Genomic DNA, 16505 nt, shown 5'->3' on the forward strand with positions numbered 1-16505 from the left:
CTCCGGGAGCACCGCATGACCACGTGGGAGTACATGACCACGCCCCTGCTCATCCACAACACCGCCGCGATCCTCAACAACTGGGGCAAGCAGGGGTGGGAGCTCGTGCAGGTGGTGACCGGCCCCGAGGGCGGCCTCGTCGGCTACTTCAAGCGCCCCTCGGGCGGCGACGGCTCCGCCAACGCCGGACTGGATGCCGCGGCTCAGGCCGCCCGGCAGTTCGGGCAGGGCTGATGTCGGTCTCCGCGCGACTCGCCGAGCTGGGCATCGAGCTCGGCTCCGTCGTCCCGCCGCTGGCGGCGTACATCCCGGCCAAGGTGCACGGCGACCTCGTCTACACGGCGGGGCAGCTCCCCATGGTCGACGGCGCGCTCCCGGCCACCGGGAAGGTGGGCGAGGGTGAGGGCCTCGTCTCCGCGGACGACGCCGCCGCGCTCGCGCGCCAGTGCGCGCTCAACGCCATCGCCGCCGCCGCGGCCGCCGTGGGCGGTGTCGACCGGCTGACCGGCGTCCTGAAGGTGACGGGATTCGTGGCATCCGTCCCCGAGTTCACCGGCCAGCCCGTCGTGATCAACGGCGCGAGCAGCGTGCTGGGCGAGATCTTCGGCGACGCCGGCCGTCACGCGCGCTCCGCCGTCGGTGTGCCCGTGCTGCCGCTCGACAGCCCGGTCGAAGTCGAGGTCGTGTTCTCGCACGCCTGATCGACCGGGCTGCCGGCCGCGCTACTTCTTCGTGACCTGCCCCTTGATGGTGGACATGACCATCGTGTCGGCGAGGGTCGTGGTGTCACCCACCTCGCGCCCTTCCGCCACGTCGCGCAGCAGGCGGCGCATGATCTTGCCGCTGCGGGTTTTGGGGAGTTCCGTGACGATGTAGACGTCGCGCGGCCTCGCGATGGGGCCGATCTGCTCGCCGACCCACACGCGCAGCGTGTCGACGAGGCCGTCGAGCGAGTGCGCCTTCATGTACGACTCCTTGATGACGCAGAACGCCACCACCGCCTGGCCGGTCGTCTCATCGGACGCGCCGACAACTGCGGCCTCGGCGACGGCCTCGTTGCCGACGAGGGCCGACTCGATCTCGGTCGTCGACAGCCGGTGCCCCGAGACGTTCATGACGTCGTCGACGCGTCCGAGGAACCACACGTCGCCGTCCTCGTCGAGGCGGGCGCCGTCCCCGGCGAAGTAGTAGCCCAGGTCGGCGAACTTGTCCCAGTAGGTCTCCTTGAACCGCTCGGGGTCGCCCCAGATGCCGCGCAGCATGCTCGGCCACGGTTCGGTCAGCACGAGGAGGCCGCCGTTGCCGTTGCCGACGACGTGACCCTTCTCGTCGACGACGTCGAGGCTGATGCCCGGGAGGGGCACCTGCGCGCTGCCCGGCTTCGTCTCGGTGATGCCGGGGAGCGCCGACACCATGATCGCGCCCGTCTCGGTCTGCCACCATGTGTCGACGATCGGCGCCGTGTCGCCGCCGATCACGTGGCGGTACCACATCCACGCCTCGGGGTTGATGGGCTCGCCCACGCTGCCGAGCAGGCGCAGCGAGGACAGGTCGTGCTGCTCGGGGATGCTGCGGCCGAGCTTCATGAACGACCGGATCGCCGTCGGGGCCGTGTAGAGGATCGTCACGCCGTACTTCGCGACGATCTCCCACCAGCGGCCCGGATGCGGGGTGTCGGGCGTCCCCTCGTAGATCACCTGCGTCGCGCCGTTGGCGAGCGGACCGTATGTGACATAGGTGTGCCCGGTGATCCAGCCGATGTCGGCCGTGCACCAGTAGACGTCGGTCTCGGCGTGCAGGTCGTGCACGACCTTGTTCGTGAAGGCGGCCTGCGTGAGGTAGCCGCCGCTCGTGTGCAGGATGCCCTTCGGCTTACCGGTCGTCCCCGACGTGTAGAGGATGAAGAGCGGGTTCTCAGCCGGGAACGGCTGCGCAACGTGATCAGCGGATGCCGCGGGCACGAGGTCGTGCCACCACAGGTCGCGCCCGTCCTGCCAGCTCACCTCGTTGTCGGTGCGCTTGACGACGAGGACGTGCTCGACGGTCTCCTGCGGGCCGTGGCCGCGGTCGGCGAGCGCTTGGTCGACGGCGGGCTTGAGGGGGGACACCTTGCCCTTGCGGTAGCCGCCGTCGCTCGTGATGACGAGCTTCGCGCCGGCGTCGTCGATGCGCGAGCGCAGGCTGTCGGCGGAGAACCCGCCGAAGACGACCGAGTGGATCGCGCCGATGCGGGCGACGGCGAGCATCGAGGCGACGGCCTCGGGGATCATCGGCAGGTAGATGGCGACGCGGTCCCCGGCTTCGACGCCGAGCTCGGTCAGGACGTTCGCGAGGCGCTTGACTTCGTCGGTGAGCTCCGCGTAGGTCACCCGGCGCTCGTCGCCGGGCTCGCCCTCCCAGAGCAGGGCGACGCGGTCGCCGAGGCCCGCCTCGACATGCCGGTCGAGGCAGTTGTAGGCGACGTTCAGTTCGCCGTCCTCGAACCAGGTGGCGAACGGCGGGTTCGACCAGTCCAGGGTCTTCGTGAACGGAGTGTCCCAGTGGAGGGCACGCGCCTGCTCGGCCCAGAAGGCCTCGCGATCCTGCGCGGCGGCCTCGTACAGGTCGGCGTGGGCGTTGGCCTGGGCCGCGAACTCCGCGGACGGCGCGAAGCGGCGGGTCTCGGTGAGGAGGTGGTCGATCTGGCTGCTCATGCGGCGCTCCTTTGCGTCGGGCCGTCGTGGCCTCGTCCTGCGATGCGGTCACTCTAGGATCGCTCGTCGTCGTCTACTACCGCCGATAGTGGGTGCGTGGCAACCATCGAGTGTCTGTGAACGTGCACTCCGCCGATGAGCGTAAGATCGTTAACGCCCGAACATCGATTCGGCTTCGCGGCCCCGCTGATCCCCCCTGAAGCGCGGTCGCGTGGGCGGCACCCTTCCCCCCAAATGGGTGCCGCCCTTCTCCTTTTCCCGGGCGGGGTGCGCCGATTCCTTCACACCTCGAGTGCGGACGCGGTCCTCCACCGCTGCCCGACGGCCGCCGCGGCGCCCCCGTCGCCGCGCCTAGCGTCTCGGGCATGCCGCATCCGTTCATCGTCGCTCCGCGGGGCCGCACGGCGTCCGCCGAGCCGCGCCCGGTGCCGCCGCATCCCGTCGTCGCACCGCTGCGGCGCTACCTCGCCGACCCCGAGGTGACCGACGTCTTCGTCAACGGCACGCAGGGGTTGTACGTGGACCGGGGTGGGGGAGCGGAACGGATCCCGGACTGGCGCCTCGACGAGGAGGCCGTCCGCGAGCTCGCCGTCGGGCTGATCGCGCTGGGAGGGCGGCACCTCGACGACGCGACGCCGTGTGCCGACGTCCGGTGGGAGCACGGGGTGCGGGTGCACGCGGTCCTGCCGCCCATCGCCTGCACGGGCGCGACGATCTCGATCCGGCTGCCCGGGACCGGCATGGCCGACCTCGACGAGCTGGGCCGTCGCGGCACCTTCGACGCCGCGACGGGCGCACGCCTCGAGAGACTCGTCGACGAGCGGGCGAACATCCTCGTGACGGGGGCCACCGGCGCCGGCAAGACGACGCTGCTCGCCGCGCTCCTCGGGCGGGTCCCGGTGTCGGAACGGATCGTCACGATCGAGGACGTCGCGGAGCTGCGCATCGCCCACCCGCACCACGTCCGCCTCGAGGCGCGGCAGGCGAACCTCGAGGGCGTCGGGGCGATCGCGCTCGGGCGCCTGCTGCGCGAGGCGCTGCGGATGCGGCCGGATCGTCTCGTGGTGGGGGAGTGTCGCGGTGAGGAGGTCCGCGAACTGCTGACCGCGCTCAACACGGGACACGACGGCGGCGCGGGCACCGTCCACGCGAGCGGGATCGCCGACGTGCCCGCGCGCCTCGAAGCGCTCGGCGCCCTCGCCGGCATGGACGACCGGGCGCTCGCGCGGCAGACCGCCAGCGCGATCGGCGCGATCGTGCACATCGAGCGGGGTCGTGACGGGGTGCGGCGCGTGACCGGGATCGCGCGTCCCGTCGTGCGCAGCGACCGGCTCGGCGTGGAGGACCTCCCGTGAGGCGCCGGAGGAGAGCGGATGCCGCGGCGGCACCCGACGCGGCAGCGGTCGCCGCCGTCGTCCAGCGTCTCGCGGTCCTGCTGCAGGCCGGCATCGCGCCGGGCGCGGCCTGGCGCCACCTGGCCGCGGCGGGGGACGACACCGCCGGCGCGGTCTGCGCCCGCCTCGACGCAGGGGATCCGCCGGCATCCGCTCTCACCGAACGCGGTGAGGCATGGCGCCAGATCGGGGTGGCGTGGCAGGTCGCGACCGTCGTCGGGGCGCCCCTGGCGGCGAGCCTGCGCGGCCTCGCCGAGGCGCTCCGCGACGCCCATCAGGCGCGCGACGACGTGCGCACGGCGCTCGCCGAGCCGCAGACGACGGCCCGCCTCATCGCGTGGTTGCCCCTCGTCGCGTTGGGGCTGGGCGCGGCGCTCGGGTTCGACCCGTTCGCGGCCCTCGCCACGCCGGCGGGCGCCGTGTGTCTCGTGGCCGGAGGGTCGCTGATGCTCCTGACCCACCGGTGGACCCGCGCCCTCGTCGCCCGGGCGCAGCCGGGAGAGGACATCCCGGGGCTCGATGCGGAGGTGATCGCGATCGCGCTCTCGGGCGGCGTCTCCATCCCGCGCGCGATCGAGGTCGCGGCGGCGGCGTCGGGCCTCGCGCCGTCGAGCGAGACGGGCGCGGTGCTCGCGCTCTCCCGCTCCGCCGGCGCCCCCGCTGTCGAACTGCTGCGAGCGGATGCCGCGGCCCGCCGTCAGGCGGCACGGACGGAGGGTCGGCTGCGCGCCGCCGCCCTGTCCGGGCGGCTCCTGCTGCCGCTCGGGGTCTGCACCCTCCCCGCGTTCCTGCTCCTCGGGGTCGGCCCGATGCTGCTCTCGGTCCTCACCACGACCCCGCTCACGCTGTGAGCCCCAGACGTGCCCGCAACCACATCCACAACCCACATCGGAGGAGATCATGACATCCCACGACCTGCCCACCCTGACCCGCCGTCGCGCGGCGGAACTGTTCGCCGACGAGACCGGCGCGGCGACTGCCGAATACGCCATCGCGACGATGGCGGCGGTCGCCTTCGCGGGCCTGCTCGTCATCATCATGCGCTCGGACGAGGTGCGCGGCATCCTCACCGACCTGGTCCGGCGCGCCCTGACCGTCTCATGAGGCGCGACGAGCGGGGATCGGTCGCGGCGGAGTTCGCCGTGACCGTCCCCGCCGTCGTCCTCGTGCTCGTGCTCGCGGTCTCGGCGCTCTCCGTGGGCGGTCGGCAGGTGCGGCTCGAGCACGCCGCCGCGCAGGCGGCGCGTCTGGCCGCTCGGGAGGAGCCCGCCGATCGGGTGGTCGCCGCCGCGCGCGCCCTCGCCTCGGGCGCCGAGGTCGGGACCCGCCGGGACGGCGACCTCGTCTGCGTCGATCTGACCGCGGCGTCGGGGGTCCCGCTGCCGCTGCCCGACCTGCGCGCGTCGTCGTGCGCTTTGCCCGCACCGGAGGGGGACTGATGGCAGGATCGGCGACGACCGTCGGCGTCCTGGCGGTCACGGCGACGCTCGCGGTCGGCTTCCTCGCAGCCGGAGGGGCGGCGGCGACCGCCGCGCGCGCCGCGGGAGCCGCCGACGCCGCAGCCCTGGCGGCCGCCGACACCGCGTCGGGCCTCGTTCCCGGCGAACCGTGCGCACGCGCCGCGGACGTCGCCTCGCGCGTGGGCGCGTCGGTATCCGCGTGTCGCATCGACGGCCTCATCGTCACGATCGAGGTCTCGATCGGCGTCGGCCCCCTGGACGCGCGGGCGCGCGCCCGCGCGGGCCCGCCGCCCGGCGCCGGGTGACGCGCCGGACCGCAACCGCTCCCAGCGTGCTCTTGACAACGCGGTGTGTATGGTGTGCAACGAAGAAAGGACCCCACGTGGCACAGGGCAAGAAGCTCGTCATCGTCGAGTCGCCGACGAAGATGCGCTCGATCCAGGGATACCTGGGTGACGGATACGAGGTCATGAGTTCGGTCGGGCACATCCGCGACCTCGCCGACAAGAAGGACATCCCGGCGGATCTGAAGAAGACCTCCGTCGGCAAGTACTCCATCGACATCGAGAACGACTTCACTCCTCTTTATGTGGAGAGCGACCGCGGCAAGAAGACGGTCGCCGAGCTCAAGCGCGCCCTGAAGAACGCCGACGAACTCCTGCTCGCCACCGATGAGGACCGCGAGGGCGAAGCCATCGCGTGGCACCTGCTCGAGACCCTGAAGCCCAAGGTCCCCGTCAAGCGCATGGTCTTCCACGAGATCACGAAGGACGCGATCCAGGCCGCGGTGAAGAACACCCGCGAGCTCGATCACGCCCTCGTCGACGCGCAGGAGACGCGGCGCATTCTCGACCGCCTCTACGGCTGGGACGTCTCGGACGTCACACGCCGCAAGGTGGGTCAGGGCACGAGCGCCGGGCGCGTGCAGTCCGCCGCGACCCGCATGGTCGTCGAGCGCGAGCGCGAGCGCATGGCGTTCGTGTCCGCCTCGTACTGGGACGTCGACTCGACCGCCGTGAAGGGGTCGGACTCGTTCGCGATCCGCCTCGCCCGCCTCGACGGCGCCCCTCTGGCGCGCGGCACCGACTTCGACGACACCGGTGCGCTGAAGAAGGCCGTCGTCGTCCTCAGCGAGGACCAGGCGCGCGAGCTGGCCGCAGCGCTCGAGGCGTCGGGCGCGGCATCCGTCGTCAGCGTCGAGGCAAAGCCCGGCACACGCAGCCCCAAGCCCCCGTTCACGACCTCGACCCTCCAGCAGGAGGCCGGTCGCAAGCTCTCGATGAGCGCCAAGCACGCCATGGGCGTCGCGCAGCGGCTCTACGAGAAGGGGTACATCACCTATATGCGTACCGACTCGACCGCCCTGTCGGCCCAGGCGGTCACCGCGGCGCGCACGCAGGCCGTCGCGCTGTACGGCGACAAGGCCGTGCCCGCCAACCCCCGCAGCTACCGCAACAACGCGAAGAACGCGCAGGAAGCGCACGAGGCGATCCGTCCTTCGGGCGAGCACTTCCGCACGCCCAAGGAGGTCACCTCCGGCCTCGACCGCGACGAGCTGCGCCTGTACGACCTGATCTGGAAGCGCACCGTCGCCAGCCAGATGGCCGACGCGAAGTATGAGACGACGACCGTCGCAATCGACGCGGATGCCGCCGGTCGCACCGCGACGTTCACGGCATCCGGCACCGTCTACACGTTCAAGGGCTTCCTCGACGCGTACGAGGAGGGTCGCGACGAGAAGCGCCACGACAACGACCGCACCGACGACCAGTCGCTGCCGGCGCTCGCCGTCGGCGACGCACTGCGGCTGACCGACGTCGAGCCGAAGGGCCACGCGACGAGCCCCAAGCCCCGCTACACCGAGGCGTCGCTCGTCAAGGCGCTCGAGGAGCGCGGCATCGGCCGTCCCTCGACCTTCGCGAGCATCATCGACGTCATCCTCGACCGCGGCTACGTGTCCAAGCGCGGCCAGGCGCTCGTCCCCAGCTGGCTCGCGTTCAGCATCGTGCGGCTGCTCGAGGAGCACTTCGCCGATCTCGTCGACTACGACTTCACCGCCGCGCTCGAGGACGACCTCGACGCGATCGCCCGGGGCGAGCAGAACCGCGCCGCCTGGCTGCGCGAGTTCTACTTCGGCTCCGAGGACCACGTCGGCCTCCGCAACATCGTCGACAACCTGGGCGACATCGACGCGCGCGAGATCAACTCCACCAGGATCGGCGACGTCGCGGTGCTCCGCTTCGGCCGCTACGGTCCGTACCTCGAGGTCCCGGGCGACGACCCCGAGACGCCGCGGCGCATCAACGTCCCCGACGACCTCGCACCCGACGAGCTCACGCCCGAGAAGGCGCAGGAGCTCATCGAGGCGCCCGTCGGCGGCGACCGTGTTCTCGGGCAGAACCCCGAGAACGGCCGCGACATCGTCATCAAGGACGGTCGTTTCGGGCCCTACCTCGAAGAGGCGCTGCCCGAGGAGGAGGCGCCGGCCGAGGACGCGAAGCCCAAGCGCGGCGCGAAGAAGGCCGTCGCGCCCAAGCCCAAGCGCGCCTCGCTGTTCAAGAGCATGTCGCCCGAGACGATCGACCTCGCGACCGCGCTGAAGCTCCTGTCGCTGCCGCGCGAAGTGGGTGTCGACCCCGAGTCCGGCACCGTCATCACGGCCCAGAACGGTCCGTACGGTCCGTACATCAAGAAGGGCACCGACTCGCGCAGCATCGCGAGCGAGGACATGATCTTCGACATCACGCTCGAGCAGGCCCTCGAGATCTACTCGCAGCCGAAGTACGCCAACCGCGCCGCGACCTCGCTGAAGGAGTTCGAGGCCGACCCGGTCAGTGGCAAGCCGATCCGCATCAAGGACGGCCGTTTCGGGGCCTACGTCACCGACGGCACGACCAACGTGACGATCCCGCGCGGTCAGACGCCCGACGACATCACCTTCGAGGTCGCCGTGCAGATGCTCGCCGACAAGCGGGCCAAAGGGCCGGCGCCCAAGCGCACGACCCGCAAGCCCGCGGCGCGCAAGCCGGCGGCGAAGAAGAAGTGACCTCCGGGCTGTGGATCACCCTCGAGGGGGGTGACGGCTCGGGCAAGACGACGCAGGCGGCCCTGCTGGAGCAGTGGCTCCGCGAGCAGGGTCGCCGGGTCGTGCGCACGCGCGAACCCGGCGGCACCGACGTCGGCGTCCTCATCCGCGACATCGTCCTGCACCACCGCGGCGACATCGCGCCGCGCGCCGAAGCGCTCCTCTACGCCGCCGACCGCGCCCACCACGTCGCGACCCTCGTGCGGCCGGCGATCGAGCGCGGCGACGTCGTCCTCCAGGACCGCTACCTCGACAGCTCGGTCGCCTATCAGGGCGCCGGCCGCGTGCTCGACGGAGGGGAGATCCGCGACCTTTCGCTGTGGGCCACGGAGGGTGCGCTCCCCGACATCACGGTTCTGCTGGATGTCGATCCGGCGACGGCGCGCGGACGATTGGATGCCGCCGACAAGCCGTTCGACCGGCTCGAAGCCGAGAAGAGCGCGTTCCACGAGCGCGTGCGCGCGGCGTTCCTCGCGCTCGCGGAAGCCGATCCGGACCGCTTCCTCGTCGTCGACGCGACGCGGGCGATCGACGAGATCGCGGCGGAGATCCGCTCCCGCATCGCCCCGCACCTGTCCTGAGCGTCCCCGGCACCTCGTAGGCTGAACGGCATGACCGCCTCCACCGACGTGCTCCCGTGGGGCGAGGTCTGGGGTCAGGACGAGGCCGTCGCGCAGTTGCGGGCCGCGGCATCCGACCCCTCCCAGCTGGCGCACGCGTGGCTCATCACCGGACCACCGGGATCAGGCCGGTCGACCCTCGCGTATGCGTTCGCGGCGGCGCTCATCGCCGAGCCGGGCGACGAGAACGCGATGCGGCAGGTCATGGCGCGGACCCACCCCGACCTCGCGGCCCTCCGCACCGAGGGCGTCATCATCTCGATCAAAGAGGCGCGCTCGCTCGTCGAACGGTCCTACTTCTCGCCGTCGCTCGGGCGCTACCGGGTCATGGTCATGGAGGACGCCGACCGCATGGTCGAGCGGACGAGCAACGTCCTGCTGAAGGCCCTCGAGGAGCCGCCCGAGCAGACTGTCTGGATCCTCTGCGCGCCGAGCGACGCGGATCTGCTCCCCACGATCCGCTCGCGCGTGCGCATTCTGCGGCTGCGCGAGCCCGACGTCGCCGACGTGGCCCGGCTCATCGTCCAGCGGACGGGCGTCGATGACACCGTGGCCGAGCAGTCGGCCCGGCTCGCACAGCGCCACATCGGCATGGCGCAGCGGTTGGCGACGGATGCGGCATCCCGTGAGCGTCGCGAGCGCACCCTCCGCGCGGTGCTCCGCGTGCGCGGTGTCGGCGACGCGGTCGAGGTCGCGGCCACGATCGTGCAGTCCGCGACCGACGACGCGAAGGCGCTCACCGCGGAACGCGACGAGAGCGAGCGCGAGGCGCTGTTGCGCACGCTCGGGGTCGCTCCGGGCAGCGCCGTGCCTCCCGCCGTGCGCAGCCAGGTCAGCGCCCTCGAGGACGAGCAGAAACGGCGCGCGACCCGCAGCCTGCGCGACGGGATCGACCGGGTGCTGACCGACCTCGAGTCGCTCTACCGCGACACGCTCATGCGGCAGTTCGGCCGCGAGACCGAGCTCATCAACCGCGAGCTCACGCCCGACATCGAGGCGCTCGCGGCGGCGTGGACGCCGCAGCACACCCTGACCGTCCTCGACGCCATCGCGCTCACGCGCACCAACCTGCAGGGCAATGCCGCCCCCGCCCTGGCCCTCGAGAGCATGCTGATCACCGTCGCGACGGGGCGCGCGGCGTGATCCGCGGCGTGCTCCGCCGCGCGGCGGCCGCCGTCCTGGCGGCCGGTCTCGCGGCGATGCTCGCCGGCTGCACCCCGAGGACGCCCGTCGCCCCCGACCGCGCGCCGGTGGTCTCCGGCGCCCCCGCCGGCTTCGAGGACTACTACGGCCAGGACGTCGCGTGGGAGCAGTGCACCGGCTTCGACGACGGGGGCTACTTCTGCGGCACGATCACCGCGCCGCGCGACTGGACCGACCCGGACGCCGGCGACCTCGACCTCGCCGTCATCGTCCGCGTCGCCTCGAACGGCGAGTCGAAGGGGTCGCTGTTCGTCAACCCCGGCGGACCGGGTGCGAGCGGCGTCGACATGGTCCGGCAGTCGGCGGGTTTCGCCGTCGGGCCCGAGCTGCTGCAGTCGTACGACGTCGTCGGCTTCGATCCGCGCGGGGTCGGACGCTCCACGGCGGTGCGCTGCCTCGACGCCGCCGCGATGGACCGGTACCTCTTCGACATCCCCGCCGCCCCGCGCGGAACGCCCGAGCGCGCCGGCGAGCAGCGGCAGTCGGCCGCCGCGTTCGCCCGCGCCTGCGACGCGAACAGCGGCGGCATCCTGCCCTTCATCACCACCGAGAACGCGGCCCGCGACCTCGACCTCATGCGCGCTGTGCTCGGCGACGAGAAGCTCGCCTACCTCGGATACTCGTACGGATCGTTCCTCGGCGCGACGTACGCGAAGCTCTTCCCGCAGAACGTCGGCCGCGTCGTCCTCGACGGCGGACTCGACCCGTCGATCCCGGGCGCGATCGTCGGCGCGCGACAGGCCGCCGGTTTCCAATCCGCGCTCGACGCCTATCTGGCCTGGTGCCTCGCCGGCTCGGACTGCCCGTTCGACGGAGCGCAGGACGCGGCGCAGCAGCAGCTGGAGGACGCGCTCGCCGCCGTCGACGCAACCCCGCTGCCGGCGTCGGACGGGCGGATGCTGGGGGCCGACGCGCTCGTGATGGGCATCATCTCGGCGCTCTACAGCGAGGGCAGCTGGGCGACGCTCTCGTCGGCGCTCACCGCGGTCCTCGAAGGCGATCCCGACGAGATGTTCGCCCTCGTCGACCGCTACTACAACCGCTACGACGGGTCGTACCTCGACAACTCGACGGAAGCGTTCTCGGCGTACAACTGCATGGACTACCCGGCCGACCCGGCCGACGTCGTCGCGGAGGCGGAGGCTCAGGTCGCCGAGGACGCGCCCACCTTCGCGCCGTACTGGAGCTCCGACGTCGACCTCTGCGACGAATGGCCCTACCCGCCCACGGGCTCACGCAGCGAGATCACCGCCGACGGGGCGGCGCCGATCCTCGTCATCGGCACCACGAACGACCCCGCGACCCCCTACGAGTGGTCGGCGGCCCTGGCCGAGCAGCTGAGCTCCGGCATCCTGATCACGCGGGTGGGGGAGGGGCACACCGGGTTCAACAAGGGGAACGCCTGCGTCGACGAGACCGTCGTGGCGTACGTCGAGGACGGCGAGGTGCCCACCGGCGACGTCCGCTGCGATGCCGGATAGGGGCGCGTTCGCACCATCCCCTCGGACCCTGTAGGATCGATGATCGTGCAACGCGCGAGCGAAGCGCGCCACCTTAGCTCAGACGGCAGAGCGATTCACTCGTAATGAATAGGTCAAGGGTTCGATTCCCTTAGGTGGCTCCAGAACAGAGGACACACGGGTGACACAGGCCCTCGATGCGATTCTCGAGATCTTCTCGTGGGTGGGCTTCGGGGGTGCCGTCGTCTTCGGGATCGCCGTCCTCGTCGTGTGGGCGTCCGACGGCAGTTGGCTCCCCGCGGACGCGTACCTCGACGAGGACGGTCGCACCCTGCGGTGGCTCGACGACGCCGGCGAGGTGAACGCCGCAGAGCTGTCTGCTCACGACCGCGATCACCTCGGGGCAGGCGGCACGGCGCGCATCTGGTATCGCCACGGCTGGCGCGATCGCATGCGGTTCACGAGGCGTCCGCCCGTCCTGCGACTGCTGGTGGGGCTGGCTGTCGGCGGCGGTGCGCTGGGCGTCGTGACGGTGCTCGCCTCGGTGATCGTCTTCTTCCTGCGATCCTGAGATTGTTGTAAAAGCGTATATCTAGATAAGCTAGGTATATGTCATCCGCATCGACATCCTCACGCTGGCTGCGCATCGCGCTTCCGCTCGTCCTCGTGGTCATCTGGCTCGCCGGGGGATCCATCGGCGGGCCCTATTTCGGCAAGGTCGAGGAGGTCTCGACGAACGATCAGTCGAGCTTCCTGCCGCAGAGCGCCGAGTCGACGCAGGTGCAGGAGCGCCTGGACGACTTCCTCGGCGGCGACGCGATCCCGGCGCTCGTCGTCTTCGAGGGCACCGGCAGTCTCGACGCCGCCGACCTCGAGGGCGTGCAGACCGTCGCCGACGAGATCGGTGTGCTCGAGGGCGTCCTCGAGGTCTCGCCCGCCATCCCGTCCGAGGACGGCGAGGCGGCGCAGGTGGTCGTCTCCATCGACGCTTCGGCGGAGGTCACCGACATCGTCGGCGAGGTGCGCGAGCTCGTCGCGGCGGACGCCCCGGACTCCCTCGAGGCGTGGGTCACGGGTCCGGCCGGCTTCACCGCCGACCTCGCGACCGGCTTCACCGGCATCGACGGCCTGCTGCTGCTCGTCGCGCTCGGCGCCGTGTTCGTCATCCTCGTGGTCGTCTACCGGTCGCCGCTGCTGCCGATCCTCGTGCTGCTGACCTCGGTGTTCGCGCTCTGCGTCGCCCTCCTGAGCGTGTGGTGGCTCGCGAAGGCGGGGATCGTCGTCCTCAACGGTCAGGTCCAGGGCATCCTCTTCATCCTCGTCATCGGCGCCGCGACCGACTACGCGCTGCTCTACGTCGCGCGCTTCCGGGAGGCGATCGGGGAGGGCCGCCGGAGGTGGGATGCCGCGACCGCCGCCTGGAAGGGCTCGATCGAACCCATCCTCGCCTCGGGCGGCACGGTCATCGCGGGCCTCCTCTGCCTGCTCCTGAGCGACCTCGCGAGCAACCGTGCCCTCGGCCCCATCGCCTCGATCGGCATCGCCTTCGCGATGCTGTCGGCGCTGACCTTCCTGCCCGCGCTCCTCGCGCTCGTCGGGCGCGCGACGTTCTGGCCGTTCATCCCGAAGACCGGCATGGCGGAGCTCCCCGCCGACCTGACGCAGCCCGCCCGCGGGCTGTGGGCGAAGCTCGCACGGTTCGTCGCGCGCCGCGCGCGGGTCGTCTGGATCCTCTCGACGGTCGTGCTGCTGGCGGCATCCGTCGGTGTCACCCAGCTGAAGGCGGACGGCGTCCCCGCCAGCGAACTCGTGCTGGGGGAGTCCCAAGCGCGGGACGGCGGGGTCGTGCTCGCCGAGCACTTCCCGGCGGGGTCGGGCAGCCCGCTCTACGTCATCGTGTCCGAGGGCGACGCCCCCGAGGCGGCCGAGCTCGTCGCCGGTCAGGACGGGGTCGACTCCGTCGGTGTGGTGGCCGCTGACACGCCCTCGGGGCAGGCCGCCGTCAGCGTCGAGGGCGGCGAACTCGTCCTGGCGCCGCAGGGTCCTCCCGGGACGCCGGCCCCCGAGCCGACCGTGGACGGCGGCGACGTCATGCTCGTGGCCACCCTCTCGGACGCGGCGGACTCTCTCGAGGCCGAGCAGACGGTGCGCGAACTGCGAGCCTCCCTCGCCGACGCGCCGTTCGAGGGGATCGTCGGCGGCACCACCGCCGTCGACCTCGACACCAACGACACCTCGATCCGCGACCGGACGGTGATCATCCCCGTCATCCTCGTCGTCGTGCTGCTGATCCTCATGCTGCTGCTGCGCTCGGTGCTCGCACCGGTGCTGCTGATCCTCAGCGTCATCGTGTCGTTCGCGGCGGCGCTCGGCGTGAGCGCGTTCGTCTTCAACGACGTGTTCGGGTTCCCGGGCGGCGATCCCGCCGTGCCGCTCTACGGCTTCGTCTTCCTCGTCGCCCTCGGCATCGACTACAACATCTTCCTCATGTCGCGCGTGCGCGAGGAGTCGCTGGCGCACGGGACGCGCCGCGGCATCCTCCGCGGACTCGTCGCGACGGGCGGGGTGATCACCTCGGCAGGCCTCGTGCTGGCGGCGACGTTCGCGGCGCTCGGCGTGATCCAGATCCTCTTCCTCGTCCAGCTCGCCTTCATCGTCGCCTTCGGCGTGCTGCTCGACACGTTCATCGTGCGCTCGCTGCTCGTGCCGGCCCTCGCGTACGACATCGGCCGGAAGATCTGGTGGCCCTCCACGCTGTCCCGTGTCGATGCAGAGGACGCCTCGGCGGACGCTGCACCCGAGGAGATGACGCGCGCCGAGTACCGCCGCACGCTCGACGCGTGAGGGGCGCCGTCAGTCGGCCGAGCGGCGGCGCGCGACGAGCGCGGCGACGAGGCGCCATCCCACCAGCAGCAGGAGCAGGACGGATGCGGCGACGATGACGAAGGCGACCTGCACGCCCTGACCGGAGAGGGCGCGCAGGATCATGCCGCCGACGACGGTGACCGCCCACACCGGGATGCCGGTGCGCACCACCGCGAGCGGGGCGCGCCAGGCGAGGGCCACCAGCCAGCCGGCCACGAGGGCGGCGACGAAAGGCCCCGCCGTCGTCGCGAGACCCGCGAACGGCGCCTCGGAGTGGCTGGCCCGTCCGATCGCGGCGAAGACCGTCACCAGCACGACGTCGAGGCCGAGGGCGGCGAGGATGCCTGCGGTCGAGCGGCGGTCGCGGACGGGGACGGTCATGCCGCCAGCGTAGCCGCGCCGCCCGCGACACGGAGATGACCGCCGGCCCCGCGCCGTCGTACCCTCGTCACATGACCCGAGCGCTGTTCATCGTCGATGTGCAGAACGATTTCACCGAGGGCGGGGCCCTGGGCGTCGACGGAGGGGATGCGGTCGCCGCAGCCATCACGTCGCACCTGAGAGCACACGCCGCCGACTACGACCTCATCGTCGCCTCGCGCGACTGGCACGACGGCGACGGCGACAACGGCGGGCACTTCGCCGCCGAGCCCGACTTCGTCGACTCGTGGCCCGTGCACTGCGTCGCGGGCACCCCGGGCGCGGACTACGACCCCGGCCTCGACACGAGCGCGGTCACGCACCACGTCAAGAAGGGGCAGGGCCAGCCCGCCTACTCGCTGTTCGAAGGGGTGACGGATGCCGGTGAGACGGTCGCCGACCTGCTGACGGCGCACGGCGTGGTCGACGTCGACGTCACCGGGATCGCGACGGATCACTGCGTCCGGGCATCCGCCCTCGACGCGATCGCGCACGGGCGACGGGTCCGCATCCTCACCGACCTCATCGCCGGCGTCGCACCCGCCCCCAGCGAAGCCGCGCTCGCCGAACTCGCGCACGCCGGTGCCGAGCTCGCCTCGTCGACGGGCGACCGGGACGAGAGCGGCCGGTGAGCCGCCAGGCGCCCGCGGGCTGGTACCCCGACCCGGGCGAGCCGAATCAGCTGCGGTGGTGGGACGGCACCGAGTGGGCGACCGACACGGTCGCCCCGCGCACGCCCGTCGCGGTCGTCGACCCGGAACCCGCCGCTGCCCCGGCGCCCGGCGCCGTGCGCGCCGGCACCGTCTGGATCTGGGCGGCGATCGCGGCATCCGTCCTGCCGCTCTACACGGGGGCGTTCCTCGACATGGAGGCGGTCGCGCGGCTGTTCGGTGAGGCGTCCGCGGCGCTGACGCCGGCGGGGTGGATCGTCGCCGGTCTCAGCCTGCTGGTCGTCGTCGACCTCGTCCTCGTCGCCCTCGCGGTGCTGTTCGCGCGCCTCGACCATCGCGCCCTGCGGCGTCGCGGCATCCCGTCACCCTTCGGCTGGGGCTGGGCGGCGCTCGCCTTCGTCGCCACCCTCGGCGTCTACGTCGCCGGTCGTACGTTCGTCGTGCACCGCGAGACGGGGCGCGGGCTCGCGCCGTTCTGGGGCTGGCTGATCGCGACCGCCGTCGGCCTGGTCGTCTTCGCCGTCTGGATCACCCTGTTCTCGGACGCGGCGTGGGAGGCGGTCACCACCGCACGGTGACCCCTTCGCGGCGATCTTCACGCGATGGTCATCTGCGGTTCATCGCGCCGGCGCGG

General features: G+C 71.9%; 17 protein-coding genes and 1 tRNA gene. 16 read left to right on the forward strand and 2 right to left on the reverse strand.

Going from position 1 to position 16505, the window contains the following annotated elements; all coding sequences use genetic code 11:
- Window positions 1-15: 15 nt before the first annotated feature.
- Window positions 16-234: a DUF4177 domain-containing protein gene (locus Q9S36_RS13010; protein WP_064003053.1), complete on the forward strand. Its 219-nt coding sequence runs from the start codon at window positions 16-18 to the stop codon at window positions 232-234.
- The gene (locus Q9S36_RS13015; protein ID WP_217530896.1) at window positions 234-701 is read left to right on the forward strand and encodes a RidA family protein; all 468 of its coding nucleotides are present in this window, start codon (window positions 234-236) and stop codon (window positions 699-701) included. The genes Q9S36_RS13010 and Q9S36_RS13015 overlap by 1 nt, the downstream gene beginning before the upstream one ends.
- A gap of 21 nt (window positions 702-722) precedes the next feature.
- On the opposite strand, the gene acs is transcribed toward Q9S36_RS13015, so the two are convergent.
- The gene (gene acs / locus Q9S36_RS13020; RefSeq protein WP_311285484.1) at window positions 723-2693 is read right to left on the reverse strand and encodes an acetate--CoA ligase; all 1971 of its coding nucleotides are present in this window, start codon (window positions 2691-2693) and stop codon (window positions 723-725) included.
- A 365-nt stretch (window positions 2694-3058) separates the two neighbouring features.
- Between acs and Q9S36_RS13025 the strand changes: the two genes are divergently transcribed.
- The 12 genes from Q9S36_RS13025 to Q9S36_RS13080 all read left to right on the forward strand — a co-directional run bounded on the left by Q9S36_RS13025 (window position 3059) and on the right by Q9S36_RS13080 (window position 14759).
- A complete protein-coding gene (locus Q9S36_RS13025; protein ID WP_311285485.1) occupies window positions 3059-4048 on the forward strand; it encodes a TadA family conjugal transfer-associated ATPase in 990 nt (329 codons plus the stop codon).
- Window positions 4045-4938 carry a type II secretion system F family protein gene (locus Q9S36_RS13030; protein ID WP_311285486.1) on the forward strand — a complete coding sequence of 298 codons (894 nt, stop codon included), beginning with the start codon at window positions 4045-4047 and terminating at the stop codon, window positions 4936-4938. The genes Q9S36_RS13025 and Q9S36_RS13030 overlap by 4 nt, the downstream gene beginning before the upstream one ends.
- Before the next feature lie 49 nt (window positions 4939-4987).
- Window positions 4988-5191, forward strand: coding sequence for a DUF4244 domain-containing protein (locus Q9S36_RS13035; RefSeq protein ID WP_064003058.1), 204 nt, complete (start codon window positions 4988-4990; stop codon window positions 5189-5191).
- Window positions 5188-5526, forward strand: coding sequence for a TadE family type IV pilus minor pilin (locus Q9S36_RS13040; protein ID WP_359919430.1), 339 nt, complete (start codon window positions 5188-5190; stop codon window positions 5524-5526). The genes Q9S36_RS13035 and Q9S36_RS13040 overlap by 4 nt, the downstream gene beginning before the upstream one ends.
- Window positions 5526-5852 (forward strand): Rv3654c family TadE-like protein, encoded by a 327-nt coding sequence (locus Q9S36_RS13045; RefSeq protein WP_311285489.1) that lies wholly within the window; start codon window positions 5526-5528, stop codon window positions 5850-5852. The genes Q9S36_RS13040 and Q9S36_RS13045 overlap by 1 nt, the downstream gene beginning before the upstream one ends.
- Before the next feature lie 77 nt (window positions 5853-5929).
- Window positions 5930-8593 (forward strand): type I DNA topoisomerase, encoded by a 2664-nt coding sequence (gene topA / locus Q9S36_RS13050; protein ID WP_311285490.1) that lies wholly within the window; start codon window positions 5930-5932, stop codon window positions 8591-8593.
- Window positions 8590-9213: a dTMP kinase gene (gene tmk / locus Q9S36_RS13055; RefSeq protein ID WP_311285491.1), complete on the forward strand. Its 624-nt coding sequence runs from the start codon at window positions 8590-8592 to the stop codon at window positions 9211-9213. The genes topA and tmk overlap by 4 nt, the downstream gene beginning before the upstream one ends.
- Window positions 9214-9243: 30 nt before the next feature.
- A complete protein-coding gene (locus Q9S36_RS13060) occupies window positions 9244-10395 on the forward strand; it encodes a DNA polymerase III subunit delta' (RefSeq protein WP_311285492.1) in 1152 nt (383 codons plus the stop codon).
- A complete protein-coding gene (locus Q9S36_RS13065) occupies window positions 10392-11936 on the forward strand; it encodes an alpha/beta hydrolase (protein WP_311285493.1) in 1545 nt (514 codons plus the stop codon). The genes Q9S36_RS13060 and Q9S36_RS13065 overlap by 4 nt, the downstream gene beginning before the upstream one ends.
- Before the next feature lie 67 nt (window positions 11937-12003).
- Window positions 12004-12079, forward strand: a tRNA-Thr gene (locus tag Q9S36_RS13070).
- Between the two features lie 17 nt (window positions 12080-12096).
- Window positions 12097-12486, forward strand: coding sequence for a hypothetical protein (locus tag Q9S36_RS13075; RefSeq protein ID WP_311285494.1), 390 nt, complete (start codon window positions 12097-12099; stop codon window positions 12484-12486).
- A 38-nt stretch (window positions 12487-12524) separates the two neighbouring features.
- Window positions 12525-14759: an efflux RND transporter permease subunit gene (locus Q9S36_RS13080; RefSeq protein WP_311285495.1), complete on the forward strand. Its 2235-nt coding sequence runs from the start codon at window positions 12525-12527 to the stop codon at window positions 14757-14759.
- A gap of 9 nt (window positions 14760-14768) precedes the next feature.
- Here the strand turns inward: Q9S36_RS13080 and Q9S36_RS13085 are convergent, their stop codons facing one another.
- Entirely contained in the window at window positions 14769-15161 is a 393-nt protein-coding gene (locus tag Q9S36_RS13085; protein WP_311285496.1) for a DUF3054 domain-containing protein, read from the reverse strand.
- 71 nt (window positions 15162-15232) lie between these two features.
- On the opposite strand from Q9S36_RS13085, the gene Q9S36_RS13090 reads away from it, so the two are divergent.
- Together Q9S36_RS13090 and Q9S36_RS13095 are read left to right on the forward strand one after the other, a co-directional pair.
- Window positions 15233-15832 (forward strand): isochorismatase family protein, encoded by a 600-nt coding sequence (locus Q9S36_RS13090; RefSeq protein ID WP_311285497.1) that lies wholly within the window; start codon window positions 15233-15235, stop codon window positions 15830-15832.
- Entirely contained in the window at window positions 15829-16449 is a 621-nt protein-coding gene (locus Q9S36_RS13095; RefSeq protein WP_311285498.1) for a DUF2510 domain-containing protein, read from the forward strand. Before Q9S36_RS13090 ends, Q9S36_RS13095 begins: the two co-directional genes overlap by 4 nt.
- Window positions 16450-16505 lie beyond the last annotated feature (56 nt).

The organism is Microbacterium sp. ARD31, from assembly GCF_031844425.1.